Raw genomic sequence first — 26,957 nt, forward strand, 5'->3', positions numbered from 1 at the left:
GGGCGCCTTACTTGGCGCCCACCATCCGCAGCACGAGGTCGGCGTACAGCGCGCCGACCTCCTCGGGGGTGCGCGGGCCGTCCAGGGTGAACCAGCGGGCCACGTCGATGCACAGCGACAGCACGGCGAGGGTGGTGCCCTTGACGTCGAGCACGTCGAACTCGCCGGAGGCCACACCGTCCTCGATGATCCCCTGCACCTCGGCGTCCACCTGGCGGCGCAGCGCGACGATCTCGGCGCGGGCCTCGGGGCCGAGCGCTTCGAGTTCGTACTGCACGACCCGCGCGGTGGTGCGCCGCCCGGCGTGCCAGCGGACGAAGGAGCTGACGGCGTCGGCGAGCCGCTCCGCGGCCGTGCCCTCGCGCCGGGCCGCCGTCCGCAGGATGTCCAGGGCCTTGTCGTGGCCGATCCGGCTGATCCGGTGGAGCAGCTCTTCCTTGGTCTTGTAGTGGATGTAGAGCGCGGCCGGGCTCATGCCGGCGCGGCCCGCGATGTCGCGGGTCGTCGTCGCGTGGTAGCCGCGCTCGGCGAAGGCCTCCACGGCGGCGACCAGCAGTCGCCGGGCCGCCTCAGGGGTGACCTCTTCCCACGGCTCGACCTCGCCGCCGGCCGTCTCCTCCGCCGTACTCATCGCTCGCTCGCCCCTCTCCGTGACAGGAGCACCACCATACCGCCGTAGGTGAGCGCTCGCTTAGAGTGCCCGCTCAGAGCCTGCCGTGCTTTTCACAGCTTTTCGAAGGGGTCGTGCTCGGCGAGCAGCTTCTCCAGGCGGGCCTGGTCGACGCGGCTGACGATCTGCCCGGCCTCCTGACGGTCCCGGATCACCTTGGCGAGCGTGAAGGCGGACGTGACGAGGTAGAGAACGGCGATGGCCAGGAAGCCCCGCACCCAGGCGCTGGCGTCCAGACGGGCGATGCCGATGGCGGTGGCCGCCATGGCGACCGCGAAGGAGGCGACGGCCTGGCCGTAGAAGGCGGCCGTGCTCTGCTGTTTGACGGGTGTGTCACTCATGGGAGAAAGGATCGGCGGACGTGGCCTGCGCCACATCCGCCGAAGTACTCAGGAACGTACTCAGAAGGCGGAGACCCCGGTGAGCGCCCGGCCGATGAGCAGCTTCTGGATCTGGGTGGTGCCCTCGTAGAGGGTCATCACGCGGGCGTCGCGCAGGAGTTTGCCGGCCGGGTACTCGTCGATGTAGCCGTAACCGCCGAAGACCTGAAGGGCGTTGTTGGCGGCGCGGACGGCCGCCTCGGAGGCGAACAGCTTGGCCTTGGAGGACTCGACGGCGAACGGCTGCCCGCGGTCGACGAGGTCGGCGACCCGCCAGGTGAGCAGCCGGGCCGCGTCCACGTCGACGGCGATGTCGCTGATCAGTTCCTGCACCAGCTGGTGATGGGCGATGGACCTGCCGAACTGCTCGCGCTCACCGGCGTACCGCACGGCCGCGTCCAACGCGGCCTGGGCTATGCCGACACAGCCCGCCGCCACCGACATCCGCCCCTTGGCCAGCGCGGACATGGCGACGGAGAAGCCCTTGCCCTCCTCGCCGAGCAGCGCGGAGGCGGGCACCCGGACGTCCTGAAGGACCAGTTCGGCGGTGGCCTGGCCGCGCAGGCCGAGCTTGCCGTGGATGGCGCGGCAGGTCAGTCCGGGGGTGTCGGTGGGGACCAGGAAGGCGGAGACACCCTTGTGTCCGGGGGCGTCGGTGGAGCGGGCGAAGAGCAGGACGACGTCGGCCCAGGTGCCGTTCGTGATGAACATCTTGGTGCCGTTGAGGACGTAGTCGTCACCGTCGCGCACCGCACGGGTGGTGAGGTTGCCCGCGTCGGAGCCGGTGCCGGGCTCGGTGAGGCCGAAGCAGCCGACGTACTCGCCCGCGGTCAGGCCCGGCAGCCAGCGCCGCTTCTGCTCCTCGCTCCCCCAGGCCGCGATCGACTTGGCGACCAGCCCCAGGGACACCGACACGATCCCGCGGACCGAGGAGTCGCCGCGGCCCAGCTCCTCGGTGACCAGGCAGTACGCGAGGTGGTCGCCGCCCGAACCGCCGTACTCCTCTCCGATCGTCAGGCCCAGGAAGCCGACCTCGCCGAGCTTCTTCACGATGCCCCGGTCGACCTCCTCGGCGCGGTCCCAGGCGACCACGTGCGGGGCGATCTCGCGCTCCACGAAGTCCCGGGCGAGCTGCCGTACCGCGGTCTGTTCGGCGCTGAGCCCCAGGTTCACCACGAGATCACCCCACACCAGATGGATCTTGAAAGCCGGACATTTAAATTAGCACTGCTAGTTTCCTGTCGCAGCCCTACTATGTGCGCCATGGCCCGACCGCGCAAGCCCCTCCTCAGCACCGACCGGATCGTCGAGACGGCACGGGAACTCGTGGACGCGGAGGGCCTGGCGGCCGTCTCCACCCGACGGCTCGCCGCCGAGCTGGGGGTGAGCGGGCCCTCGCTCTACAACCACTTCCGCACCAAGGACGAGATCCTGGAGGCGGTCGCCGACTCGGTGAGCGGTCTGGTGGACCTGTCGATGTTCGAGGACGTCCGGGACTGGCGGACCGCGCTGCACGACTGGGCGATCTCCTACCGCGCCGCCCTGCGCGACCACCCGAACATCGTCCCGGTCCTCGCCCGCGGGCCCGGCCGCCGCCCCGCCGCGCTGCGACTCGCCGACGCCGTGTACGGCGCGATGGTCGCGGCGGGCTGGCCGCCGGCGCAGGCCACGTCCATCGGCGCGCTGATGCGGTACTTCATCATGGGCTCCGCGCTCGGCTCCTTCGCCGGGGGCTTCGTGGACGACGCGAGCGCGTACGACCCCGCCGACTATCCCCACCTCGGGCAGGCGCACCTCCTCGCCGAACAGCAGGAGAAGATCGACGAACGGGCCTTCGAGACGGGACTGAGCGCGCTGCTGGACGGGCTGGCCCAGCAGTACGAGCAGGTACGGCAGAGCGTGTGAGCACACTTCGGCCGGCGCCGAAGTGTCGGTGCCGCATGCTGAAGCCATGACCACCAAGGACTCCCGGGCCGCCGGCCTCGCCGCACTCGCCTCGCTGGTCGCCGACGAGACCCGGGCCGCATGCCTGCTCGCGCTCCTCGACGGGCGGGCCTGGACCGCCGGGGAACTGGCCCGGCATGCCGGGGTCGCCGCGTCCACACTGAGCGAGCACCTGGGCAAGCTGGTGGCCGGCGGCCTGCTCGCGGAGGAACGGCAGGGCAGGCACCGGTATGTGCGGCTGGCCGACGCTCGTGTGGCACAGCTCGTGGAGGACCTTGCCGCGCAGGTGCAGGTGCCTGCGGCGCTGGTACGGCCGCGCTCGCTGCGGGCGTCCAGTGCCCGGTCCGCCATGGCCCGGGGCCGTACCTGTTACGACCATCTCGCCGGGCGGCTCGGGATCGCGGTCACGGATGCGCTGACGTCGCGCGGGCTGCTTCGGCAGGACACCGGGTTCGCGCTGACGGATGCGGGGGTGGAGTGGTTCGGTACGGCGGGCATCCCACTGGACCGTTCGACCCGACGGCCCCTGGCCCGAGCCTGCCTCGACTGGACCGAACGCCGTCCTCACCTCGCGGGTACGGCGGGCGCCGCGTTGTGCCGGCACGCGCTGGACGTGGGCTGGTGCGTGCGGATCGGTTCCGAGCGGGCGGTGAGGGTGACTCCGTCGGGGGAGCGGACGCTTTTTCGGTTGCTCGGCATCGAGGCGGCGGGGTTGGGTTGAGTTCGGCTACGGGGGTGGGGGGTTGTGTGGTGTGCCGGGTGCGGGGTGCGTGGGGGCTGGTCGCGCCCACGCGGCGGAGCCGCATATCGATACAGCCCCGCGCCCCTAGGTAGTTGCAGCCCCGTCGGCCGCATACGCACCGCCCGTAGCTGCGGGCAATCGTGCCGCTGGGGCGATGGGGGTCCCCCTGCTCGAGCGAAGTCGAGAGCTTGGGGGAGGGTGGGCGCAGCGGCACCCGGCCGGCGCCGGTGAGCAACCCCGCCCCCGCCCGGCTACAGCACCGGGCAACCAGTGACGCCGTCCGATTTCCGCCAGCCCACAGCCCCTTCGCTGCCTAGCTTCAGGAGCATGATGAGTACCTCCCCGCGCCAAAAGGTCCTCCCCACCGCCGCAGCCGTAGTCTCCGTCGTGCTCTGGGCCTCCGCCTTCGTGGCGATCCGGACCGCGGGAGACGCCTACTCGCCGGGGGCGCTCGCGCTAGGGCGGCTGGTCGCGGGGGTCGTGGCGCTGGGCGCCATCTGTGTCGTACGGCGGGAGGGGCTGCCGCCCAGGAGTGCGTGGCGGGGTATCGGGCTGTCCGGGGTGCTGTGGTTCGGGTTCTACATGGTGGTCCTGAACTGGGGTGAGCAGCAGGTGGATGCGGGCACCGCCGCTCTCGTCGTGAACGTGGGCCCGCTGCTGATAGCCCTGCTCGGTGCCAGGCTGCTCGGCGATCCGATGCCGCCCCGGCTGCTGGCGGGGATGGCCGTGTCGTTCGCCGGTGCCGTGACCGTGGGGCTGTCGATGTCGGCCGGGGGCGGGTCCTCGGTGTTCGGGGTGGTGCTGTGTCTGCTCGCGGCGGCGGCCTACGCCGCCGGGGTCGTCGCGCAGAAGCCGGCCCTCGGGCACGCAAGTGCCCTGCAGGTGACGGCCTACGGGTGCCTCGTCGGTGCCGTGGTCTGCCTGCCGTTCGCCGGACAGCTGGTGCGGGAGGCGGCCCGTGCGCCGGTCTCGGCCACCCTCGACATGGTGTATCTCGGCGTCTTTCCCACCGCGCTCGCCTTCACCACCTGGGCCTACGCCCTCGCCCGCACCACCGCCAGCCGGATGGGCGCGACGACGTACGCCGTTCCGGCCCTGGTCGTGCTGATGTCGTGGCTGGCGCTCGGCGAGGTGCCGGGGCTGCTCACGCTGGTGGGCGGGGTGCTGTGCCTCGCCGGCGTGGCGGTGTCCCGGTCCCGGGTGCGCGGGCGGACCCGGCGGGTCGCGGCCGGGGAGCCGCGACCCGAGAAGGTCGGCTGAGCGTCAGAACACCACCAGGGACCGGCCGCCCTTGCCCGCCAGCATGTTCTCGAAGGCTGCCGGGATGTCCTCCAGGGCGATCCGTTCGGTGACCAGGGCCGAGAGGTCGAGCCGGCCCTCCCGTACGTGTTCGGCGAGCACCGGCAGATCGCGGGCCGGGTCGGTGTTGCCGTAGACGCAGCCGGACAGGGTGCGGCCCCACTGGAAGATCTCCAGGGCGTTGAAGGTGACCTCCTGGTCCTTGCCGCCGATGCCGACGACCGTCGTACGGCCGCCCCGGCGGGTGGACTCCCAGGCGGCGCGGATGGTGACCGCGCGGCCCACGCACTCCACGGAGACGTCGACGCCCTGCTTGTCGGTGAGGGCGCGGATCTCGCGGGGCGTGGTGTCGGAGGCGAGGACGAAGTCCGTGGCGCCGGCGGCGCGGGCGAGTTCCTCCTTCTCCGGGGAGACGTCGACGGCGATGATGCGGGACGCGCCCGCGATGCGCGCGGACTGGAGGGTGGCCAGGCCCACTCCCCCGACACCGAACACGGCGACCGTCTCGTCCGGCCGGACCTTGGCCGAGTGGTGGACGGCGCCGTAGCCGGTGAGGACGGCGCAGCCGAGGAGGGCCGCGTCGGTGAGCGGGACGCCCTCCGGGAGAGGCAGCACGCAGGAGGAGGCGACGACGGTCTCCTCGGCGAACGCGGCGACGTTCAGGCCGGGGTGGAGGTCGGTGCCGTCCGCGGTGCGGGCGTAGACGTCCGCGGTGCCGTTCAGCGCGTTGGCGCACAGCCAGACCTCGCCGAGCGTGCAGGCGTGGCAGGTGCCGCAGGACGGCGCCCAGTTGAGGACCACGGGGCTGCCGGGCGACACGTGGGTGACGCCCTCGCCCACGGCCACGACCGTTCCTGCGCCCTCGTGGCCGAGGACCACCGGGACCGGTACCCGCAGGGTGCCGTTGGACAGGGACAGGTCGGAGTGGCAGACACCGGCGGCGGCGAGGCGGACGCGGACCTGTCCGGGGCCCGGCTCGGGCAGCTCGATGTCGGTGATCTTCAGCGGGGCGCCGATGGCGGGCAGGACGGCGGCTCGTACGGCCATGGGTCGTGGACTTCCTTAGAACTGGAGGGACTTGGTCTGGAGGTACTCGGCGAGCCCGTGGCTGCCCAGTTCCCGGCCGACGCCGGACTGCTTGTAGCCGCCGAAGGGGGCGAGGGGGTTGAACCGGCCGCCGTTGATGTCGACCTGGCCGGTGTCCATGCGGCGGGCGAAGGCGACGGCCTCGGCCTCGTCTGCGGCCCAGACGGCGCCGGCGAGACCGTAGACGGTGCCGTTGGCGATGCGCAGGGCGTCCTCCTCGTCCTCGTAGCGGAGGATCGTGAGGACCGGGCCGAAGATCTCCTCCTGCGCGATCGTCATCTCCGGTGTGACGTCCGCGAAGACCGTCGGGCTGACGAAGCAGCCCTTCTCGCGCGGGGATTCGGGGCCGCCGGTGACCAGACGGGCGCCCTCGGCGACGCCCTTCTCGATGTAACCGCGCACACGTGCCTGCTGCTTGGCGCTGACGACCGGGCCGATACGATCGCCGTACTTGGCGGCGGCCGCGGCGGCCAGTTCGACGGCCTCGTCGTACCGGTCGCGTTGGACCAGCATCCGGGTCCAGGCACTGCACGTCTGGCCGGAGTTGGACATGACGTTGGCGACGCCGACGTTGACGGCCTTGGCGAGGTCGGCGCTCGGCAGGATGACGTTGGCGGACTTGCCGCCCAGCTCCAGCGCCACCTTCTTGACGGCCGCGCCGGCCACCGCGCCGATCTGCCGGCCGACGGCCGTGGAGCCGGTGAAGGAGACCAGGTCGACGCCCGGGTGCTCGGCGAGCGCCTGTCCGGCGACCGGGCCGAGGCCGGTGACGAGGTTGAACACACCGGCCGGGACGCCCGCCTCGTGGACCGCCTCGGCGAAGAGCTGGGCGGTGAGCGGCGTGTACTCGGCGGGCTTGAGGACGAGTGTGCAGCCCGCGGCGAGCGCGGGGGCGACCTTGGCGACGATCTGGTGGAGCGGGTAGTTCCAGGGGGTGATCGCGCCGACGACGCCGATCGGCTCGTGCAGGACGGTGGAGTTGCCGACCTTCTCCTCGAAGGAGTGGGTGGCGGCCAGGTCGGCGTAGGAGCCCGCGACGGCGATCGGCACGCCGGCGTGGACCGCCTGCGCGAACTGCGGCGGGGCGCCCAGTTCGGCGGTGACCGTCTCGGCGATCTCGTCCTTGCGGGCCGCGAGCGCGTCCCGCAGCGCGGCCAGGCGCGCGGCCCGCTCGGCCGGGGGTGTGGCGGCCCAGGCCGGGAGGGCGGCGCGTGCGGCGCGTACGGCGGTGTCCACGTCCAGGGCGCTCCCGGCCGGGACCCGGCCGATGACCTGCTCGTCGGCTGGGTTCACGACCTCGATCACGTCCCGGCCCTCGGCGGGGCGCCAGGCGCCGTCGATGTACAGGCCGTCGTGTGCCTTCATGCTGCTTCCTCCCGGCAGGGCTGCGTCGTCCGGCAACAAACTAGCGGCGTTAGTTTTCAGGCGCCATACTGGACCGGACGTCCCCGGGATATCAGAAGTCGACCTGCGCCCGTTCGTCCACCCTGCCCACGGACTCCTGGCCGAAAGCCTTCTCGTAGGCACGCCGGATGTCCTCGATGCTGCGGTCGCTCACGTCCGCCCGCCCCTCCGGGTACAGCAGGATCAGCTCGTACGACCGCTCCTTCTCGATGATGCCGTGCGCGTCGCGCCACTGCCCGCGCCCGCTCTGCACGGTGAGCCCGGCCGGAAAGTCGGGCGTGACCTCCTTGTCGACGAAGTCCATGAACTGCCGGTCGGTGACGGCCGGACCGCCGTTCGGGCGCGCCGTGCCGAAGAGGAGCCGGGTCTCGACGTACGGCTCTCCGCGGATGTGCGCGGCCGAGTCCGGGGTGGCGAGCGTGGCGTACGCGGTCGGCGCGGCGGCCAGCAGCAGACCGGCCGCGGTGAGGGCGGCACGGGTGGGGGTGAGGTGATTGCGCATGCCCCCACCCCTAGCGGGCTCACTCCTCCAGGTCCGGCAGCCGCGCCGGGGACGGGCTGATGCGTTCGCCGTGCTGGTCGAAGACGAACAGGTGGGCGATGTCGACGAGAAGAGGGACCTGCATGCCGTGCCGGAGCTGGAGGTCCGGGGTGGTGCGCACGACCAGGTCGCCGGGCAGCCGGCCCTCCACAGGCACGGGTGCGGGGCCGTCGTCCGGCGGGTCCTCCAGGACCACGACCGGCCCGGCGCGCAGGGCACCGGCCCGCTCCCTGAGCCGGTCCAGGACCGTGGAGCCCTCCCGGCGGCGGCGCCGCGCGGGGCGGCCGGACGGGCGCGGGGCCTCCAGCTCCGGTACGACGGCCGGGCTCGAACCGGTGTTGAAGTGGACGAGGACCTCGTGCCCCTGGAACTCCACGTGCTCCACCAGGCCGCTGATCGGCACCTCCCCGGGCCGGGCGGCGGCGGGCTTGGCTATCCGGATCGCCTCCGAGCGCAGTCCGACGATCACCTCACGGCCCTGCTGGACCCGCAGCAACCGGTGGTCGAGGGAGAGGGGTTCGGGCAGGCGCAGCGCCTGTCTGCCGAGGCTGATGGTCATGGCGCCGTCCAGCGGGGCGCGGACCAGGCCGCGCAGCAGATTGATGCGCGGGGTGCCGATGAAGGCGGCGACGAAGACGTTGCGGGGCAGTGCGTAGACCTCGCGTGGGCTGCCGACCTGCTGGAGCACCCCGCCACGCAGGACGGCGACCCGGTCGCCGAGCGACATGGCCTCGGCCTGGTCGTGGGTGACGTACACCGTGGTCACGCCCAACTCCCGGGTGAGCTGGGATATTTCGGCCCTTAAGTGGTTGCGGAGCTTGGCGTCGAGGTTGGACAGCGGCTCGTCCATGAGGAACGCGGAGGGGTGGCGGGCGATGGCCCGGCCCATGGCGACGCGTTGGCGCTCGCCGCCGGAGAGCTGGCTGGGGAAGCGGTCGAGCAGGTCCTCGATGCCGAGCATGCGGGCGGTCGCCTCCACGCGCGGGCGGGGGTCGGCGCCCGGGGCCTCGATGCGCAGCGGGAAGCCGATGTTGTCGCGGCTGGTCATGCTCGGGTAGAGGGCGAAGTTCTGGAAGACCATCGCGATGTGCCGGTCGGAGGGCTGCCAGTCGTTGGCGTACTCGCCGTCGAGGAGCAGTTCGCCCTCGTCGATCTCCTCCAGGCCGGCGATCATGCGCAGCACGGTGGACTTGCCGCAGCCGGAGGGGCCCAGCAGGACCAGGAACTCGCCTGGCGCGATGTCCAGCGAGAGCCGGTCCACCACGCGGGTGCCCCGCGTGTAGGACTTGCTCACGTCGTGCAGAGAGATGGCGCGTGTCATGGCTGGTGCCCCCGGGGGCTGTCCGGAGCGCCGCTGCTCCGTGGGTCCGAAGGCCGCGTGCGGGTCGTACGAGGCCTGTGGGTCACGGAAGTTAACGGAATGTGCTCGGCCGGGGAAGACGGGGCGCGACATCGGACGCCGCGCCCCTGGCAGGGGCGGAAACGGACGGCGGGATTCGGGTCGCCGGGTGCGGTCGCCGCCGTGCGCGTCGTGCGGTCACTTGGTCGCGCTCAGGTGGGCGAAGACCACCACGTTGCTCGAGTAGCCCGTGCGCCGGCTGAACAGGCCGCCGCAGGTGAGCACGCGCAGCTCCGGGCGGCGGACCGGGCCGTACACCTCCTTGTCGGGGAAGCCGGCCTTGTCGAAGACCTTCACCCGGTCCACGGTGTAGACGGCGGTACGGCCGTCCGCCCGCTTGGCCTCGATCGGCTTCCCGGGCTTCACCTGGGCGAGTGCGGCGAAGACGGCGGGGCCGGTCCTGGTGTCGCGGTGGCCGACGGCGATCGCGATGCCGGACTCGCCCGGCGTGGCGCCGCCCTGGTACCAGCCGACCTCCTTCGGCCGGCCGAGCGGTGGTGTCTCCAGCTGCCGGTTCCGGTCGAGCCGTAGCCCGATGACCGGCGCGTCGATCCCGAGTGACGGGATACGGAGGGATGTCGGGCGGGACCGGGGCAGCGGGCGGGGCGGGGGCGTCGGGCGGGCCGGGGCGGGATCGTCCCGGCCGGCGCCCCGCCCGTCGGTGCGGGCGGAGCCCGGGTCGGCGGCCGGGCCGCCCGCCTGGAGGGAGGCGGCCGGTCCGCCGGCTCCGCCGCACCGGACCCCCACCGTCACCAGGACGGCGGCGAGCAGGGCCGTCCTGACGAGACGGTAGGCGCGGGTCCGGTGCCACGGCCTGCATCTGCGCCTACGCGGCGCCATGCGGCCGTCGGCGGATCAGCCGGAGGTACGCCACTCCACTGACCGCGACCAGGCCCACGGCCGCGGCCGCGGCCACGGGCGAGAAGGCACCCGAGGTGTCAACAAGGCCGCCGGCGCCCGCGTGCACACCGCCCTTCGGGGGGTCGTTGTGGTCGCCGCCCTGACCCCAGGGGTCACCCTGGTTGTTCTGCTGGTTGTTCTGCTGGTGGTCCTCGATCTGGCCCGGACCGTGCGCCGCGTCGTCCTTGCTCAGCTCGCGGCAGTTGACGCGGAAGACCTTTTCCTTGGTGGCACCCGAGACGATCCAGGTGACCTTGTACTGACCGTCCGCCAGCCCCAGCGGGTCGGTGTGCCCGGCGCCGCCGGCGAGCGGGATGGCGCCGGTGACGGTGGCGGCCGTGGGCAGCGGGGGCTGCGGGGTGATGGTGTAGGCGATGCTGGAGAGGGTGTCGAAGTTGACGGCGTCGAGATAGAACCGGCAGACCTGCGACTCCTCCTTCCCCGTGCCGGGAAGCGCGTAGACCCGGTGGACCCTGATGTCGCCGTTTTCCCCTTGGGCCACCGCGGTCGGCGCCGCCACCCAGGATGCTCCACTCGCGGCGAGGGCTGTGAGGACGACGGTGGCGCCCGCGCGGGAGCCGACGGCACGTGGGAGTGTCAGGGTGGGCATGCGCATTCCTCCGAGTTCAGACGATTTTCATACAAATCGCTCTTTCGCCTGGACTCTGCTTCACGAGCACCGCACCCCGCGGCATCGACGCCCGGCGCGCCGTCAGATATCGCTCGTGCGGCGCAATGCCGAGCGCCCGGGCCGCTCCCGCGCCGCACGTCCCGGCCCTTCGGGTCGCCCCGGCGTCCGCAGCGCCACCCCCGACGACAGCAGCAGCAACGCCCCGAGCATCACGAACGGCGCGGCCACCCCCGCCACACCCGCGACCAGGCCCGCGGCGGCCGGTGCGGCGACCTGGCCGAGCCGGTTGCCGGTCAGCCGCAGCGCGAGCGCGGTGGAGCGGGCACCCTCGGGGGCGGCCTGGACGACCGTCGTCATGGACAGCGGCTGCCCGACACCGAGGCAGAAACCGAGGACGGTGAGCATGAGGCCGAGCACCCACACCGGCACGGGCAGGGCCACCCCGGCGCACAGGACGGCCGCGAGAAGGCAGGTCACGGTGAGCAGCGCGGGCCGGCCGAGCAGCCGGAGCAGCGGGGTCAGGACCAGACGGCAGGCGATGGTGGCCCCGGCGCGCAGGCCGAGCAGGACGCCGATCACCGAGGGGGCGATGCCCCGGTGCTCGCCGACCACCGGGAGGTAGGCGGTGAGGATGTCGGTGGCGGAGAGCACGGAGAGGCTGATGAGCATGCCCGCGGGCACGCCCCGGGCCCGCAGGATCCCGCCGACCGGCACCCGGTCACCTTGCGGGGAACGGGAGTTGACCGCCGTACGGTCCTCGATGCGCCACAGCGAGGTGAACGCGACCGCACCCCCCACGCCCGCCACCACGAGCGCCAGCGCGCTGCTGCCCGCCATGTCGGGGCCGCTGATCAGGGCGCCCGCGACGACCGGGCCGATGAGCTGGCCGAGGGAGGCGCCGATGGTGAAGTGCCCGAAGTTGCGGTCCTGTTCGTGCGGCGCGGACTGGCGGGCCACCAGGGACTGCGCGCCGATCACGAAACACAGGTGGCCGAGCCCCATCACTCCGCTCCACAGGGCCATCGCCCACAGGGAGTTGACGACTCCGCTCAGGACGCAGCCGCCGGAGACGAGGACCACGCCCACCGGGAGCAGGGGTGCGCAGCGGCCGTGGTCGGTGCGCCGGCCGAGCGGTACGGCGGCGAAGAGCGGGAGCAGGGCGTACACACCGGCGATGACGCCGACCGCCCGCTCGTCGGCGCCCAGGGCGAGCGCCCGGTAGGAGACGGCGGGGCGGGCCATCGACACCGCCCCCTGCGCGAAGCCGAAGGCGATGACGAGACGGAGCAGCCAGCCGCGGTTCCCACCGGGCGCCATGGACGTGTCCTCCTTGAGAGATCAGACGATGCCGAAGAGGATCCCCGCCCCGAGCACCACGAGGGAGGTCAGGGCGGCCCACTTCACGACGAACCTGGTGTGGTCGCCGAACTCGACCTTGGCCATGCCGACGAGGACGTACACGGCCGGGACGAGCGGGCTGGACATGTGCAGCGGCTGGCCGACGAGCGAGGCGCGGGCGATCTCGACGGAGGAGACGCCGTGCGCCTGACCGGCCTCGGCGAGCACCGGCAGGATGCCGAAGTAGAAGCCGTCGTTGGACATGAAGTACGTGAGCGGGATGCTCAGCACGCCGGTGACGAAGGCCATGTGCGGGCCCATGCCGGTGGGGATGTTGTCCACCAGCCACTTGGCCATGTGGTCGACCATGCCGGTGCCCTGGAGGACGCCGGTGAAGACGGCGGCGGCGAAGACCATGCCGGAGACGTTGAGCACGTTCTCGGCGTGGGCGGCGATGCGGGCCTTCTGGTCCGGCATGTGCGGGAAGTTGACGGTCAGCGCGAGCGCGGCGCCGAGCAGGAACAGCACCGGGATCGGCAGCCACTCCATGATCATGGCTGTGAGCAGGGCGACCGTGAGCAGCGCGTTGAACCAGTAGAGCCTGGGGCGCAGGGTGGCGCGGTTCGGGTCGAGGCCCTGGAAGCGCTCGTCCTCGGGCTCGTCGGGCAGGTCCGCTCCGGTGCCGGAACCACCGCTGCTCCGGGGGCCCTTGCCGGTGCCGGCACCGACCAGGACGGTCTCCGTGCGGGTCTCCTCCACCAGCACCTCGTCCAGCGTCAGCACGCCGAGCCGCCTCCGCTCGCGGCGGCCGAGGACGTAGGCGAGGGCGAAGACGAACAGCAGGCCCATGGCGAGCGCCGGGATCATCGGCACGAAGATGTCGCTGGCGTCCAGCTTCAGCGCGGTGGCGGCCCGGGCGGTCGGGCCGCCCCAGGGCAGCGTGTTCATCACGCCGTTGGCCATGGCGGCCACACCGGTCATCACGACCAGGCTCATCTTCAGGCGCTTGTACAGCGGGTACATCGCCGAGACCGTGATCATGAAGGTGGTCGAGCCGTCGCCGTCGAGCGACACGATCGCGGCGAGGACGGCCGTTCCGACGACGATTCGCAGCGGATCGGCCTTGCAGAACCTGAGGATCGCCCGGACGATCGGGTCGAAGAGGCCGACGTCGATCATCACACCGAAGTAGACGATCGCGAACATGAGCATCGCCGCGGTGGGGGCGAGGCCGGTGACGCCGTCGATGACGTAGTCGCCGAGCCCCGCGCCCTTACCGAGGAAGACGCAGAACAGTGCCGGGATCAGCACGAGCGCCGCGATCGGCGACATCTTCTTCAGCATGATCAGGACCAGGAAGGTCGCGATCATGGCGAATCCGAGGATGGTCAACATGAGTGGATACCTAACGTTCGCCCTTGAACATCCCACCTGGGGCTGGCGGTGCGACGACGTTAGGTCGCGTCAAACGGCGTTAACAAGACGTTGACACGCGAGCAATAAGCGCAAAACTCCAGGTCACGGCTGTGCGGCGAGCGCGGCGATCTCAACGGGTACTCCGTTGAGGACCGCGTTGCCCGACAGCGGGTCGAGCAGGCTGCCGTCGAGGAGCTGGTTGACGTTGACTCCGGGCTCCCGGACCGCGTGGCTCATCCGGGTCCCGGGGCGGTCGTGACCCCAGCCGTGCGGCAGGCTCACCACGCCCGGCCGGACGCCGTCGGTGACCTCGGCGGGGGCGACCACCTCTCCCCCGGCCCCCTTCACGCGTACGTCCGCCCCGTCCCGCACGCCGAGGCGCTCCGCGTCCTCGGGGTGGATGTGCAGGGTGCAGCGGTTGCTGCCGCCGGTGAGGGCGGGCACGTTGTGCATCCAGCTGTTGTTGGAGCGCAGATGGCGGCGGCCGACGAGGACGAGCCCCGCGGGGCGCTCGCGCAGGGCCGCCCGGAGCCGGGGCAGGTCGCCGGCGATCGGCTCGGGCAGCAGCTCGACCTTGCCGCTCACGGTCTTCAGCGGCTGCGGCAGCCGGGGCTGCAGCGGGCCGAGGTCGATGCCGTGCGGGTGGGCGAGCAGCCGGTCCAGGTTCAGTCCGTCGGGCCGTACGCCGAAGCCGTCGCCGTAGGGGCCGAGGCGCAGCATCAGGTCGAGCCGGCGCTCGGGGCCGGTGTCCCCGGTGAGCTGTGCGGCGAGTTCCTTCGGGTCGCGGCCGTGCACCGGGGAGTGGGGCTCCTGGACGGCCTTGCCGAGGGTCTGCTCGATCACCATCGCGTCGACCGCGCCCGGGTCGGCGCCGTGCATGCCGATCGCGGCCAGGGTCAGCCGGGCGAGGATCTCGGTCTCGGCCATGCGGCCGGGTTCGAGGGGGACGGCGGGGCGGCTGTAGCGGACCTGGTTGCGGACGGCGAGGGTGTTGAAGGCGAAGTCGTGGTGCGGGCTCTGCGCGGGCGGCGGCGGGGGCAGCACGACGTCGGCGTGGCGGGAGGTCTCGTTGAGGTAGGGGTCGACGCTGACCATGAAGTCCAGCGAGTCCAGGGCCTTGTCGAGGCGCCGGCCGTCGGGGGCGGACAGCACCGGGTTGGCCGCGACCACGACGAGCGCGCGGACGGGCTCGCCCGCCTCGGTGGCGGTGTCGATCTCCTCGGCGAGCGCGGAGAGCGGCAACTCACCCTTGGCCTCCGGAAGTTGCCGTACGCGAGAGTGCCAGCGGCCGAGCGCGAAGCCGTGTCCGGGGCCCGCCGGGCGGGGCGTCCTGTCGGTGGCGGCCTGCGGGAACAGGGCGCCGCCCGGCCGGTCCAGGTTGCCGGTGAGGATGTTGAGGACGTCGACCAGCCAGCTCGCCAGGGTGCCGTGCGGGACGGTGCAGCTGCCGATGCGGGCGTAGACCGCGGCGGTGGGGGCGGCGGCGAGTTCGCGGGCGAGGGTGCGGATGAGGCCGGGCTCGACGTCGCACGCCTCGGCGACGGCCTCGGGAGTGAACTCCCGCAGGGAGTCGCGGAGTTCGGGCAGTCCTTGGACGTGCGGGGCGAGGTCCCCGAGGTCGGTCAGGCCCTCCTCGAACAGCACGGTGGCCAGCGCGGCGAGCAGCAGGGCGTCGGCGCCGGGCCGGACGGCGACGTGCCGGTCGGCGAGCTTCGCGGTGCGGGTGCGGCGCGGGTCCACGACGGTGAGCCGGCCGCCGCGGGCGCGGAGGGCCTTGAGCTTGCCGGGGAAGTCGGGTGCGGTGCACAGACTGCCGTTGGATTCCAGGGGGTTGGCGCCGATGAGGAGCAGGTGGTCGGTGTGGTCGAGGTCCGGCACCGGGATGGCGTTGGCGTCGCCGAAGAGCAGTCCGCTGGAGACGTGCTTGGGCATCTGGTCGACCGTGGAGGCGGTGAACAGGCTGCGGGTGCGCAGCGCGCCGAGCAGGACCGGCGGGTAGAGGGCGCCGGCCATGGTGTGCACGTTGGGGTTGCCGAGGACGATGCCGAGGGCGTCGGCGCCGTACCGCTCCACGACCGGGCGCAGGCCCGCGGCGACCGCGTCGAAGGCCTCCTCCCAGGTGGCTTCGCGGAGGGCGCCGTCCTCGCGGACGAGCGGGGTGCGCAGCCGGTCGGGATCGCCGTCGACGGCGCCGAAGGAGGCGCCCTTGGGGCAGATGAACCCCTTGCTGAAGACGTCCTCGCGATCGCCGCGGGCGCCGGTGACACGGGTGCCCTCGATGGTGAGGGTCAGCCCGCAGGTCGCCTCGCACAGGGGGCAGATTCGCAGGGCGGTGCGGGACACGGGTCCTCCCGGAGGGTCGGCGGCGGCCGTACCGCTGGGGCACAGGCGGGCTCGGGCGAGCATACCGACCGGTAGGCATGGAGGGGAGCCCCTTGTCGCCACCAGGATCCTTACGAAGGCTCAGTCGAGCACACGCCCCAGGTACGCCCGCAGCAGTTCCCGTGTCTCGTGGATGATCGCCTCGTCGCCCTGGGGGTCGATCCGGAAGGCCAGCTGCACCAGGGTGTCCGCGCTCTCCACCGCGACCAGGAAGACGCGTCGCAGCTCGTCGTCCGGGGTGCGGCCGAGGTAGCCGGAGAGCAGGTCGGTGAGGCGGTCGGCGACCCGGGTGTTGGGTTCGGCCTGGCGGGCGCCGACCGGGATCTGGTTGCCGAAGTCCACGAGGGAGAAGCCGGGCGCGGTGCGCTTCATGCTCAGGTACTCGTCCAGTACGGCGTCCATGGCACCCCGCCAGTCGCCCCGCTGCGCCTCCTGGAGGCGCTGGGTGACGCGGTCGGTGTAGCGCTCCAGGTTGCGCTGGGCGAGGGCGTCGGCCATCTGCCGCTTGTTGCCGAAGAAGCGGTAGACCGAGCCGATGGGCACTCCGGCGCGCAGGGCCACCGCGCGGGTGCTCAGCTCGTCGTAGCCGACCTCGTCGAGGAGGTCGGCGCAGGCGTCCAGGATCCTGGTCAGCCGTTCGGCGCTGCGCCGCTGGACAGGCGCGCGACGAAGCGATGTCGCGTGGGGCACGGGCTTCATGATGCCTTTCCGCCGGAGTCCGGTGAACCTCGCCCCCCAGTACGGAAAAGGGTGCCCGTTGCACTCACAAGGGGCCGCTCGCACTCGTGAGGGGGCCGCCCGCACGCGTCAGGAGGTCGCCGCCGACCCCGTCTCCGCGCCGGACGCCGTGATGTCGGCGGTGCTCTGGACCGGCTTGCCGTGCACGGCCCACACCGTGCCGTCGTCGGCGTACAGGCGGGCGGTGACGTGGTGGGTGCCGTGCGGGACCAGACGGGGAGCCAGGTGGTACTCGGGTGCGTTCAGCCGGGCCACCGGGCGGCCGTCGACGAAGAGGGACGCGAGGCCGCGCCCGTGGACCGCCTTCGACCGCGCGCCGGCCGGGGAGAAACGGAAGTGGCGCAGCCTCAGCCTGACGTCCCAGCCGCCGGCTGCGTCCGGGGTCACCTCGACGCCGACCTCGGGCGCGTCCTCCTTGCCGACCTCGCGCAGATGCCGGCCGGCCTCGTCCGTGTCGTCCAGGACCTTGCCCACCGGCGAGGGTGAGATGGCACCGGCATCCCCGTGCGCCTCACCGGTCCCGCAGCCCTGCGCCCCGAGCGGCAGCAGGACGCAGACCGAGAGCAGGGTCAGGGCTCTGCGCCTCCACGACGTCCACGACATGCCGGGGAGATTAGAACAACGTTCCGCCAACCGAATCCCCCTGAAGTCTGGTTCCGACCCCTCCCCCGGAGGGAGGACGTCCCGGCGCCCTCTTGCGCCCGCACGCGCTCATTCCTACGGTGATACATAGGAATGAGGAGCGCAAGGGAGCGATCATGAGCGGGGACGCACGGAAGACCGCCGAGGGCCTGTCGTATCTGTCCGGGTTCGGCAATGAACACGCCTCGGAGGCGGTGCCGGGCGCCCTGCCCGAGGGCCGCAACTCGCCGCAGCGCGCGCCGCTCGGCCTGTACGCAGAGCAGCTGAGCGGTTCGGCCTTCACCGAGCCGCGGGCGCACAACCGCCGCTCCTGGCTGTACCGCATCCGCCCGTCGGCCGCGCACCCGGCGTTCACCCGGACCGACAACGGCGCGATCCGCACCGCTCCCTTCACCGAGACCGTGCCCGACCCCAACCGGCTGCGCTGGAACCCGCTCCCCGAGCCGGCGGCCGGCACGGACTTCCTGGCGGGCCTGTGGACCCTCGGCGGCAACGGCGACGCGAGCCAGCGCACCGGCATGGCCGTGCACCTGTACCACGCCAACTCCTCTATGGAGCGGGTCTTCTCCGACGCCGACGGAGAGCTGCTGATCGTGCCGGAGCGCGGCGGGCTGCTGCTGCACACCGAGTTCGGCAGACTCCATGTGGAACCGGCCCATGTGGCGCTGATTCCGCGTGGGGTGCGCTTCCGTGTGGAGCTGCTAGATGAGTCGGCACGCGGCTATGTGTGCGAGAACTACGGGGCGCCCTTCCAGCTCCCCGACCTGGGGCCCATCGGCGCCAACGGGCTCGCCAACGCCCGGGACTTCCGGGCGCCGGTCGCCGCGTACGAGGACGTGGAGGGCCCGGTGGAGGTGGTGAACAAGTTCTGCGGCAACCTCTGGACGGCGACGTACGAGCACTCGCCCCTCGACGTGGTCGCCTGGCACGGCAACCATGTGCCATACGTCTACGACCTGCGCCGTTTCAATGTGATCGGCACCATCTCGTACGACCACCCGGACCCCTCCATCTTCACGGTCCTGACCGCCCCGTCGGACACCCCGGGCCTGGCCGGCGTCGACTTCGTGGTCTTCGCGCCCCGCTGGCTGGTGGGCGAGGACACCTTCCGGCCGCCGTACTTCCACCGGAACGTGATGAGCGAGTACATGGGCCTCGTCGAGGGCGCCTACGACGCCAAGGCGGAGGGCTTCGTGCCGGGCGGCGGCTCGCTGCACAACATGATGTCCGCGCACGGCCCGGACCGGGAGACCTTCGACAAGGCGAGCGCCGCCGAACTGAAGCCGCAGAAGGTCGACGACGGGCTGGCGTTCATGTTCGAGACGCGCTGGCCGGTGACGCTCACCCCGCACGCGGCCGGGGCGGACCACCTCCAGCAGCGCTACGACGACGTGTGGCAGGGACTCGAGCGTCACTTCCGCGCGCTGTGACACCCGCGTTGCACGGAACGTTCCTCAACAGGTACGGATAGCCATGTGACCTCCTTCGCTCCGGATTCGATCGTCCTGAACCGCAAGCTGCCGCTGTGGTATCAGGTGTCGCAGTCGCTGCGCGCCTCGATACTCGGCCGCTCGCCGCGGGATCCGCTGCGCCTGCCCACCGAGGAGCAGCTGGCCGAGCACTACGGGGTCAGCGTGCTGACCATGCGGCAGGCGCTGAAGGAGCTGGAGGACGAGGGGCTGATCAGCAGGCACCGGCGGCGCGGCACGTTCATCGAGCCGGACGTGCGGCGCGGTGCTCCGGTGCGGCTTCTCGGCTCGGTGGACGCGATCGTGGCCCAGCAGTCCGGCATGACGACCGAGCTGCTGGACCACGGCAACGCCCCCGTGCCGGCCGATCTCGCCGAGCACTTCCCGGACCTCACGGAGGTGGCGACGTACCACCGCCTGCGCAGCGACGAGACGACCGGCGAACCGACCAACCACGCCCTCAACCACGTACGCCCCGAACTGGCCGCGCGCATCGACCTGGACGACCTGGTCCGCTGGCCGATGACGAAGGTGCTGCGGGACGTCGTCGGGGCGGACATCAGCCGCATCACGGACACCGTGGAGGCGAGGCTCGCCGACCCGGAGACCGCCCGCCTGCTGGAGGTGCCGCTGCTCAGCCCGATCCTGCACTACACGGGCGTGACGTACGACGGCGAGGGCCGGGTCCTGGACGTGGCGGTCATCCACTACCGGGGGGACCGCTTCTCCTTCACGGTGACCTTGGACGCCACCTGACCCGGCGACCGGAGGCAGGCCGTACCATGCCCAGCGTGACGCGCGACGACGCTCCGCTGCTCGCGGACCTCATGCCGTGGTCCGTCGCACCGCTGCGGCCGGGCCGCGCCTGGCCGACGGCGCCCGACGTGGCTTCCCTGAAAGCCCGCTGGGAGGCCCTGCTCAAGTCCGAGGGGCCGGACCGGGAGGCCCTGTTCGAGCCGACCCGCTCCCGCACACCGCAGTCCGCGGTGGGGCAGCTGCCCGGCCAGTCCACCGGCACGGAGCGGCTGGCGCGCGCCGAGGGCCCCTGCGCCGAGCCGGTGCGGGTCCTGGCGGCGCCCTTCGACGAGCAGTGGCTGATCCCGGACCACCGGCTGATCGACACGGCCCGCCCGGAGTTGTGGCGGGTGGCGGACGAGCACCAGGTGTTCGTGGTGGAGACGGGCACCGAGACGACCGAGCACACGCCCCTCCTGGCGACGTCCCTCCTCCCCACCCTCCGCACCGGCCGTATCCGCCCGCTGTACCGCCGCCCGGGCGGCACGGAACCGAACCTGGCACCGGGCCTGCTGGACCACCTCGCCGCCCGCCTCGGCACCCGCCCCACCCCACCGGACGTACTCGCCTGGATCCTGGCGACGATCCGCCCCGACCTCACCGTGCCACTCACCGAGGACAGGGAGCTCTGGTCCGGGGGCGTCGAGCTGGGCCACCGCATGCTGTGGTTGATGCGCCGCGACGGCGACCGCCCCAAACTCCCCGGCGGCCGCCGCCCCTACGTCCGCGCACCCCTCCCCACCCGCCCTCTCACCCTCGACTACGACCGCGACGAGGAGGCCCTCCACCTCGACGAGGGCCGCATCTCCCCCGTCCCACCGCAGGCCTGGGACTACGAGGTGTCGGGAGCCCGCGTCCTGGAGACCTGGTTCGCCGCCCGCACGACCCCGCCCGAGCCGGGGACGCTGGCCGCCATCCGCCCGACCACCTGGCCCCAGCCCTGGACCTCCGAACTCCTCGAACTGATCACGATCCTGTCCCTGCTGTCGGAACTCCGCCCACAGCGGGCCGCCTTGAAGCCGACCTCGACGATCACCGCAACCGACCTCCGCAAGGCGGACATCCTCCCGGCCCCGGACTCCTCCCACCGCCCCGCCTCGGTCCTGGACCACCACGAGGAGGGCCCGGAGGGCCAGTTCGCGCTGCTCTAGCGCGGCTTGTCCAAGGCGGCCTGCAGCCGTGCGATGTCCTCGACGTCCTTGGCACGACGGGGCCGGGACGGATCCCAGACGGGCATCATCCACTTGATCTCGATCTGGGCGCGCGGACCGACGATCGGAACCTCCAGGGCCCCGATACGGCCCGGCTCGGCGTCGAGCAGGCCATCGGGCCAGGGCGTTCCGGCCCAGGGCTCACCGGCGACCGTGATCCGCCCCGCAGCCACAGCTCGACGCCATGGCCGCGAGCCGCCTCCAAGTCCTGGTGGATCAAGATTAGTTGGCGCTCAGCGCACTCCTCGTCCAGCATCGGGCCACCGATCCGATCAAGGCAGCCTCACGGCGACTCCCAAGGGGCGCGGGGCTGTTCGACATGCGGCTCCGCCGCGTGGGCGCGACCAGTCCCCACACAGCCGCACCCGCCAAACCACGCAAGCTAGCGCGGCGAAAACGCGTCCAACACCCGCTCCAACGCCCGCTGAAGAACCGCCTCCAGATCAACCGGCCCCGGATCCTCCGTGAACGCCGCCGCCATCCTCGGATAGGCGCCGGAGGCGAGCCGGCCGGTCAGGTACGCGGCGCGGGCCGTGTTCTCCTCGTCCTCCGACCAGGGCAGGGCACGTACCCGCTCAGCGGTGTCGAACTCGTTGCGGACGTACGTGGTCACCACGCCGTTCAGCATCGCGATCAGTTCCAATTTGGTGCCGTTGGACGCCTCCAGCGGGTCCAGGCACACGAGGCAGTGCTCCAGATAGCGAAGAGCATGCGGGCTGAAGCCGTAGACGGGGGACATCAGGCGCGGCACCCAGGGGTGGCGGTGCATCAGCGCGCGCGTCTCGTGGGCCACCCGGAGCAGATCCGCCCGCCAGTCCCCGCTGGGTTCCCACGGGACGTGCTCCGCGCTCACGGCGTCCATCATCAGCTCGTACAGGTCCTCCTTGCGGGGGACGTAGTTGTAGAGCGACATGGTGCCGCAGCCCAGCTCGGCCGCGACGTGCCGCATCGACACCCCGTCGAGTCCCTGCGCGTCGGCGATCCGGACGGCCGCCGCCGCGACGTCGTCGCGCGTGTACGCCGGCTTCGGGCCCCGGCCCGTGCGCTCGGGACGCGCCCAGATCACTTCGGGGACGACCCCTCGGACTGCCATCGATCATCACCTCGGCCACCATCGTAGTTACGTACGGCGTACGCAGTGCGGTATGGTCGCGACATGACTACTACGTACGCTGTACTCAGTGAGGGGCTGGAGAAGCGCTTCGGCGCTGTCCACGCCCTGCGGGGACTCGACCTTGCCGTGGGGCAGGGGACGGTGTGCGGGCTGCTGGGCCCGAACGGCGCGGGGAAGACGACGGCGGTACGGCTGCTGACCACGCTGCTGCGGCCCGACGCGGGTTCGGCGCGCATCGCCGGGCACGACCTGGTGCGGAACCCGGCCGCGGTACGGAGCCGGATCGGGGTCACCGGGCAGTACGCCTCGGTCGACGGGGACCTCACCGGCCGGCAGAACCTGCGGCTGTTCGCGCGGCTGCACCGGGTACGGGGCCCGGCCGGCCGCGCCGACGAGCTGCTGGAGCGGTTCGGGCTGGCCGAGGCCGCGGACCGCAGGGCGTCCACCTACTCGGGCGGCATGCGGCGCCGGCTGGACCTCGCGGTGAGCCTGATCCGCCGGCCCGACGTGCTCTTCCTCGACGAGCCGACCACCGGACTCGACCCGGCCAGCCGCACCCGCATCTGGGAGGCGGTACGCGACCTGAAGGCGGACGGCACTACGGTGCTGCTCACCACGCAGTACCTGGAGGAGGCCGACCAACTCGCCGACGACATCGCCCTGGTGGACCGGGGCAGCGTCGCGCACACCGGCTCGCCCGCCGAACTCAAGGCGCTCATCGGGTCGTACGCCGAAGCCGTCGTCGCGCACGCCGACGGGCTGCCGGACGCGGCCGCCGTGCTCGACCAACTCACCGGCTCCGCACCCGTGTTCGACCGTGAGCGCAACGCGGTCGGCGCGGTCACCACCGACCCGACCCTCACCCTGCCCCGCCTGGTGCGCGAACTCGACGCGGCCGGGGTGCCGTTGCTCGACGCGAGTCTGCGGCCGCCGACCCTCGACGACGTCTTCCTGCGGCTCACCGGGGAGTCCGCCGACGACAGGGAGCTGGTCGCATGAGCGCGTTGACCCACGACGGACTGGCGATGACGGGCCGGCAGCTGCGCCGGGTCCGCAACAACCCCGGCCTCGCCGTGCTGACCCAGCTGATGCCGGTCAACATGCTGCTGTTCTTCGGCTACGTCTTCGGCAGCGCCCTGGCGATGCCCGGCCGCGAGTACCGTTCCTTCCTCCTGCCGGGGCTGCTGGTCGCGACCGCCGCCGGCGGGCTCATGACCGGGATGTTCCAGGCCGCCGCGGACACCCACCGGGGCGTGATGGACCGCTTCCGCACCATGCCGGTGAGCCGGGCCGCCGTACCGCTCGGGCAGGCGGTGGCGGACCTCGTCGTCACCACACTCGGCACCGTGCCCCTGCTGCTGGTGGGGCTCGCGGTGGGCTGGCGGATCGAGGGCTCCGCGCCCGCGGCCGCCACAGCCGTGGGTCTGCTGCTGCTCTTCCGGTTCGCCTGCACCTGCGCCGGGATCTTCCTGGGGCTGCTCACCCGCAGCGAGGACGCCGCCGGGCAGCTCGGCGCCTCCTCCTTCGTGCTGCCGCTGCTGTCGAACGCCTACATTCCCACCGGCAACCTGCCCGGCTGGCTGCGCACGCTCGCCGAGTGGAACCCGATCAGCGCGGTGACCACCGCCCTGCGGAAACTGTTCGGCAACGCGCGGGTCCCGGCGGACTCCGCCTGGCCGGTGGCCCACCCGGTCGCCGGGGCGCTGCTGTGGAGCCTCGTCCTGATCGCCGTGTTCCTGCCGCTCGCCGTACACCGGTACGCGCACGGCGAGCGATGACCCACTGCTGACAAAGTCGCCGGTCAGGGGAGATCATCCACCCCATGGATCTTCTCCCGCTGCCCCTGGAGGGCATCACCGTCGTCGCCGTCGAACAGGCCGTGTCCGCGCCCTTCGCGACCCGGCAGCTCGCCGACCTGGGGGCCAGGGTCATCAAGGTGGAGCGGATCGACGGCGGCGACTTCGCACGCGGGTACGACACCGCGGCCGGAGGGCTCGCCTCGCACTTCGTGTGGTGCAACCGGGGCAAGGAGTCCATCGCCCTCGACCTCAAGGACCCGCGCGGCCTGGACGTCGTACGACGGCTGGTCGCGGACGCGGACGTGTTCGTGCAGAACCTCGCCCAGGGGGCCGCGGCCCGGCTGGGGCTCGACGCGGCCACGCTGTGCGCTGCGGACCCGCGGCTGATCGCCGTGGACATCTCGGGGTACGGCCGCTCGGGGCCGTACGCGGACAAGCGGGCGTACGACATGCTCGTGCAGTGCGAGGCGGGGCTGGTGTCGGTGACCGGTACGCCCGGGCAGCCCGTCAAGGCGGGGATCCCGGCGGCGGACATCGCGGCGGCCATGTACGCCTTCTCGGGGGCGCTGGCCGCGCTGGTGCGGCGCGGCACGACCGGCCGGGGCGGACCGGTGGAGGTGTCCATGCTGGAGGCGCTCGCCGAGTGGATGGGACATCCGCTGCACCACGCGATGCACGGGGGTGAGCCCCCGGCCCGTACCGGGCTCGCACACGCCGTCATCGCGCCCTACGACGCCTATGCGACGGCCGACGGCGGGCGGGTGCTGCTGTCGGTGCAGAACGACCGTGAGTGGCGACGGCTCGCCGAGCAGGTCATAGGACGGCCGGAACTGGGGGTGGATCCGGCCTGTGCGACGAATGCGGCGCGGGTGGCCAACCGGGAGCAAACCGATGAGCTGGTCGCCGGGGCGCTCGGCGCGCTGAGCGCGGACGAGGCGCTGGCCCGGCTGGAGCAGGCGGGCATCGCCTGCGCACGGCTCAGGGATCTGCACGAGCTGGCAGAACATCCGCAGCTGACGGCCAGGGAGCGGTGGCGTCAGGTGGGTTCGCCGGTCGGGCCGCTGAAGGCGTTGCTGCCTCCCATCACACTGCCGGGCGGGGACGAGGCACGGATGGGTGATGTGCCCGCGCTCGGACAGCACACCGGGGCGCTGCTGCGTGCCGTGGGGATGACGGACGACGAGATCGCAGCGTTGCGCCGGGACGGCGTGGCGGCCTGAGCGCGGGCCTCCTGGATCGGACTCCAGGGACTGCCGGTTCGCTCAGTGACCGCTCACTGTCCGCCGACCGCCGAACAGCGAGCGGCGCAGCCGACGCAACGGCGCGAAGAGGGAGACGCGGCTGACCCGCCTGCCTCGGTCGCTGCGCTCGTGCGGAGTGTCACGTGCCGTCAGCTCACGCATCAGTGAAGTCGCCTCGGCCGCCTTCTGGTGCGGTACGGCGGGACCCGCCAGCACCGAGAGATGGCGGTCGAGGCGCGAACTGGTCGCGCTGCTCCCGCAGGTGATAGCAGGGACCCTGGCCCTGCTCCGTGTTATCTGCTCCATGTCACTCCCCACCCGTACGAGTCCACCCGGCCCGGGCAGAGTAACCCTATCTCCCCAGTGGGGCACGCGTGTATCGCGCCCACAGGATTCACCTTCCCCGCAAGGCGGTTGACCATCCCTCGACGACTACTCTCCGAATCCGACCGATTTCAGGGTGAGTTGGACAAGCGGCTGGCTGGTGGGCTGCGCTGACCCTCCGTCAGGCTCGACGGTTACAGCGAGTGACGTCGAGGACTTCCCGAGACCCTTGGCGACCAAGGGCGTGTCGCCCGCGAAGAGCCCGAGGGAGCGCGGTTGCACATGGGGGCGCATGAGCCAGAGCTGGTGCACGCGGCCGCCGGACGGGGTGCCGTATCCGCTGAGGGTGACGACGGCCCGCCCCTGTGATGCGGAGGCGATTACTCCGATACTGCGGCCCCGCGCGTCCTCGCTGTTCGCGGCGCGGGCGTCGGGAGCGGCCAGAACGTGTGCGATCTCACGCGCCTGGGCCCGTTCGGCGTCGAGCTGGTCCCGAGTGCGGTTCGCCTGGACCGCGAAGAGGGAGGCGACGACGAGGGCCGCGGCGGCGGTCGCCGTGGCGAACGGGACGAAGAGGGGGCGCCCACGGGGCGTACGGGAGCGCGACGGCGGAGGCTGGGTGCCCCAGACGTGCGGCGGCAGTTGGGGTGAGCGCTCCCGCGCGGGCGCGGGCGGCTGCTCCTGCGGGGTGGTGCGGACGGCGGCGAGGACCCGGTCGCGCAGGGCGGCCGGCGCGGGGGCCGCCGTGGACCAGGCGAGGCGCACCGCGTCCTCGGCCAGGGCCCGCATCTCGGCGGCGCAGCGGTTACAGCCCTTGAGGTGCTTCTCGAAGCGGCGCCGCTCGGCGGGGTCGAGGGCGTCGAGCGCGTAGGGAGCGGCGAGGGAGTGCAGATCCTCGCGGCCCAGCATGCGGCCGAGGACGCTCATGCGGCACCTCCCAGGCACTCGCGCAGCCGGGTGAGTCCGTCGCGCATCCGCGTCTTGACCGTGCCCAGCGGCAGTTTCAGTCGCTCGGCCACCTCACGGTACGTGTAGCCGTCGTAGTAGGCGAGCGTCACGGACTGCCGCTGCAGCGCGGTGAGCCGGTCCAGGCAGCGGCGCACCCACTCGCGCTCCAGACCGGCCTCGACCTCCTCGGCCACCTGGTCGAAGGCGGGTTCCCCGGCGCGCAGGGCCTCGCGCTGTTCGCGTTCGCCGGCCGCGCGGGCGCTGCGCACCCGGTCGACGGCGCGGCGGTGGGCGAGGGTGAGGATCCAGGAGAGGGCGCTGCCCCGGGCGGGGTCGAACCGGGCGGCGGAGCGCCACAGTTCGAGCAGCACCTCCTGGGCGACCTCCTCGGACTGGGCGGGGTCGCGCACCACCCGTCGCACGAGCCCGAACACCGGTCCGGACACCATTGCGTACAGATCCTCGAACGCCCGCTGGTCACCGCCCGCCACGAGCACGAGCAGTTCGTCAGCCTCCACCCCGTTCCCCCTTCCGTGGCCGCAGC

At 72.3% G+C, this 26,957-nt stretch carries 28 protein-coding genes; 9 read left to right on the forward strand and 19 right to left on the reverse strand.

Annotated elements, in window-relative coordinates:
• Positions 1–7 precede the first annotated feature (7 nt).
• The 3 genes from ACFY3C_RS11230 to ACFY3C_RS11240 form a co-directional block, all read right to left on the reverse strand.
• Positions 8–631, reverse strand: a complete 624-nt coding sequence (locus ACFY3C_RS11230; RefSeq protein WP_386574625.1) for a TetR/AcrR family transcriptional regulator — start codon at positions 629–631, stop codon at positions 8–10.
• 92 nt (positions 632–723) lie between these two features.
• Entirely contained in the window at positions 724–1,011 is a 288-nt protein-coding gene (locus ACFY3C_RS11235) for a YiaA/YiaB family inner membrane protein (protein ID WP_041665905.1), read from the reverse strand.
• A 60-nt stretch (positions 1,012–1,071) separates the two neighbouring features.
• Positions 1,072–2,223 (reverse strand): acyl-CoA dehydrogenase family protein, encoded by a 1,152-nt coding sequence (locus ACFY3C_RS11240; RefSeq protein WP_390770617.1) that lies wholly within the window; start codon positions 2,221–2,223, stop codon positions 1,072–1,074.
• A gap of 90 nt (positions 2,224–2,313) precedes the next feature.
• Here ACFY3C_RS11240 and ACFY3C_RS11245 point away from each other — a divergent pair, with 90 nt between their 5' ends.
• The 3 genes from ACFY3C_RS11245 (at position 2,314) to ACFY3C_RS11255 (ending at position 4,996) form a co-directional block, all read left to right on the forward strand.
• Entirely contained in the window at positions 2,314–2,955 is a 642-nt protein-coding gene (locus tag ACFY3C_RS11245) for a TetR/AcrR family transcriptional regulator (protein WP_386574624.1), read from the forward strand.
• Positions 2,956–3,001: 46 nt separating this feature from the next.
• Positions 3,002–3,715, forward strand: a complete 714-nt coding sequence (locus tag ACFY3C_RS11250; protein WP_386574622.1) for an ArsR/SmtB family transcription factor — start codon at positions 3,002–3,004, stop codon at positions 3,713–3,715.
• Positions 3,716–4,066: 351 nt separating this feature from the next.
• Positions 4,067–4,996: a DMT family transporter gene (locus ACFY3C_RS11255; RefSeq protein ID WP_386575011.1), complete on the forward strand. Its 930-nt coding sequence runs from the start codon at positions 4,067–4,069 to the stop codon at positions 4,994–4,996.
• 3 nt (positions 4,997–4,999) lie between these two features.
• Here ACFY3C_RS11255 and ACFY3C_RS11260 read toward each other — a convergent pair whose 3' ends face one another.
• The 11 genes from ACFY3C_RS11260 to ACFY3C_RS11310 form a co-directional block, all read right to left on the reverse strand.
• Entirely contained in the window at positions 5,000–6,082 is a 1,083-nt protein-coding gene (locus ACFY3C_RS11260; RefSeq protein WP_386574621.1) for a Zn-dependent alcohol dehydrogenase, read from the reverse strand.
• Positions 6,083–6,097: 15 nt separating this feature from the next.
• Entirely contained in the window at positions 6,098–7,486 is a 1,389-nt protein-coding gene (locus tag ACFY3C_RS11265) for an aldehyde dehydrogenase family protein (protein WP_390770555.1), read from the reverse strand.
• A 91-nt stretch (positions 7,487–7,577) separates the two neighbouring features.
• Positions 7,578–8,027: a DUF3574 domain-containing protein gene (locus tag ACFY3C_RS11270; protein ID WP_390770556.1), complete on the reverse strand. Its 450-nt coding sequence runs from the start codon at positions 8,025–8,027 to the stop codon at positions 7,578–7,580.
• 19 nt (positions 8,028–8,046) lie between these two features.
• Positions 8,047–9,387: an ABC transporter ATP-binding protein gene (locus ACFY3C_RS11275; RefSeq protein WP_390770557.1), complete on the reverse strand. Its 1,341-nt coding sequence runs from the start codon at positions 9,385–9,387 to the stop codon at positions 8,047–8,049.
• 216 nt (positions 9,388–9,603) lie between these two features.
• Complete coding sequence (locus ACFY3C_RS11280) at positions 9,604–10,305, reverse strand: class F sortase (RefSeq protein ID WP_390770558.1); 702 nt, start codon at positions 10,303–10,305, stop codon at positions 9,604–9,606.
• Entirely contained in the window at positions 10,292–10,975 is a 684-nt protein-coding gene (locus ACFY3C_RS11285) for a hypothetical protein (RefSeq protein ID WP_390770559.1), read from the reverse strand. The genes ACFY3C_RS11280 and ACFY3C_RS11285 overlap by 14 nt, the downstream gene beginning before the upstream one ends.
• A gap of 102 nt (positions 10,976–11,077) precedes the next feature.
• Complete coding sequence (locus tag ACFY3C_RS11290) at positions 11,078–12,313, reverse strand: MFS transporter (RefSeq protein ID WP_390770560.1); 1,236 nt, start codon at positions 12,311–12,313, stop codon at positions 11,078–11,080.
• Positions 12,314–12,334: 21 nt separating this feature from the next.
• Positions 12,335–13,729, reverse strand: a complete 1,395-nt coding sequence (locus ACFY3C_RS11295) for a CitMHS family transporter (RefSeq protein WP_390770561.1) — start codon at positions 13,727–13,729, stop codon at positions 12,335–12,337.
• A gap of 123 nt (positions 13,730–13,852) precedes the next feature.
• Entirely contained in the window at positions 13,853–16,093 is a 2,241-nt protein-coding gene (locus tag ACFY3C_RS11300) for a molybdopterin oxidoreductase family protein (protein WP_390770562.1), read from the reverse strand.
• 120 nt (positions 16,094–16,213) lie between these two features.
• On the reverse strand, positions 16,214–16,831 hold the full coding sequence (locus tag ACFY3C_RS11305; RefSeq protein ID WP_390770563.1) for a TetR family transcriptional regulator: 618 nt from the start codon (positions 16,829–16,831) through the stop codon (positions 16,214–16,216).
• Between the two features lie 108 nt (positions 16,832–16,939).
• Positions 16,940–17,473: a hypothetical protein gene (locus ACFY3C_RS11310; RefSeq protein ID WP_386574609.1), complete on the reverse strand. Its 534-nt coding sequence runs from the start codon at positions 17,471–17,473 to the stop codon at positions 16,940–16,942.
• Between the two features lie 155 nt (positions 17,474–17,628).
• On the opposite strand from ACFY3C_RS11310, the gene hmgA reads away from it, so the two are divergent.
• From hmgA to ACFY3C_RS11325, 3 genes are read left to right on the forward strand one after another with little or no spacing between them, the layout of a single operon-like run.
• Positions 17,629–18,942, forward strand: a complete 1,314-nt coding sequence (hmgA, locus tag ACFY3C_RS11315) for a homogentisate 1,2-dioxygenase (protein ID WP_386574608.1) — start codon at positions 17,629–17,631, stop codon at positions 18,940–18,942.
• A 45-nt stretch (positions 18,943–18,987) separates the two neighbouring features.
• Positions 18,988–19,737 carry a GntR family transcriptional regulator gene (locus tag ACFY3C_RS11320; protein WP_386574606.1) on the forward strand — a complete coding sequence of 250 codons (750 nt, stop codon included), beginning with the start codon at positions 18,988–18,990 and terminating at the stop codon, positions 19,735–19,737.
• 26 nt (positions 19,738–19,763) lie between these two features.
• The gene (locus tag ACFY3C_RS11325) at positions 19,764–20,927 is read left to right on the forward strand and encodes a type ISP restriction/modification enzyme (protein ID WP_390770564.1); all 1,164 of its coding nucleotides are present in this window, start codon (positions 19,764–19,766) and stop codon (positions 20,925–20,927) included.
• On the opposite strand, the gene ACFY3C_RS11330 is transcribed toward ACFY3C_RS11325, so the two are convergent.
• On the reverse strand, positions 20,924–21,160 hold the full coding sequence (locus tag ACFY3C_RS11330; protein ID WP_390770565.1) for a hypothetical protein: 237 nt from the start codon (positions 21,158–21,160) through the stop codon (positions 20,924–20,926). The genes ACFY3C_RS11325 and ACFY3C_RS11330 overlap by 4 nt on opposite strands.
• A gap of 209 nt (positions 21,161–21,369) precedes the next feature.
• On the reverse strand, positions 21,370–22,080 hold the full coding sequence (locus ACFY3C_RS11335) for a TetR/AcrR family transcriptional regulator (protein ID WP_390770566.1): 711 nt from the start codon (positions 22,078–22,080) through the stop codon (positions 21,370–21,372).
• 63 nt (positions 22,081–22,143) lie between these two features.
• Here ACFY3C_RS11335 and ACFY3C_RS11340 point away from each other — a divergent pair, with 63 nt between their 5' ends.
• Genes ACFY3C_RS11340 through ACFY3C_RS11350 form a run of 3 tightly spaced genes read left to right on the forward strand, consistent with a single transcriptional unit; the run spans position 22,144 to position 25,120 of the window.
• Positions 22,144–23,100, forward strand: coding sequence for an ATP-binding cassette domain-containing protein (locus ACFY3C_RS11340; protein ID WP_390770567.1), 957 nt, complete (start codon positions 22,144–22,146; stop codon positions 23,098–23,100).
• On the forward strand, positions 23,097–23,879 hold the full coding sequence (locus tag ACFY3C_RS11345; RefSeq protein WP_390770568.1) for an ABC transporter permease: 783 nt from the start codon (positions 23,097–23,099) through the stop codon (positions 23,877–23,879). The genes ACFY3C_RS11340 and ACFY3C_RS11345 overlap by 4 nt, the downstream gene beginning before the upstream one ends.
• A 44-nt stretch (positions 23,880–23,923) precedes the next feature.
• On the forward strand, positions 23,924–25,120 hold the full coding sequence (locus ACFY3C_RS11350) for a CaiB/BaiF CoA transferase family protein (RefSeq protein ID WP_390770569.1): 1,197 nt from the start codon (positions 23,924–23,926) through the stop codon (positions 25,118–25,120).
• A 42-nt stretch (positions 25,121–25,162) separates the two neighbouring features.
• Here the strand turns inward: ACFY3C_RS11350 and ACFY3C_RS11355 are convergent, their stop codons facing one another.
• From ACFY3C_RS11355 to ACFY3C_RS11365, 3 genes are all read right to left on the reverse strand, one after another.
• On the reverse strand, positions 25,163–25,447 hold the full coding sequence (locus ACFY3C_RS11355; protein WP_386574599.1) for a hypothetical protein: 285 nt from the start codon (positions 25,445–25,447) through the stop codon (positions 25,163–25,165).
• A 126-nt stretch (positions 25,448–25,573) separates the two neighbouring features.
• The gene (locus ACFY3C_RS11360) at positions 25,574–26,392 is read right to left on the reverse strand and encodes an anti-sigma factor domain-containing protein (protein ID WP_390770570.1); all 819 of its coding nucleotides are present in this window, start codon (positions 26,390–26,392) and stop codon (positions 25,574–25,576) included.
• Positions 26,389–26,931, reverse strand: a complete 543-nt coding sequence (locus ACFY3C_RS11365) for a sigma-70 family RNA polymerase sigma factor (protein WP_386574597.1) — start codon at positions 26,929–26,931, stop codon at positions 26,389–26,391. Before ACFY3C_RS11365 ends, ACFY3C_RS11360 begins: the two co-directional genes overlap by 4 nt.
• Positions 26,932–26,957: the final 26 nt, after the last annotated feature.

It is taken from the genome of Streptomyces sp. NPDC001410, assembly GCF_042895235.1.
Classification (GTDB): Bacteria; Actinomycetota; Actinomycetes; order Streptomycetales; family Streptomycetaceae; genus Streptomyces.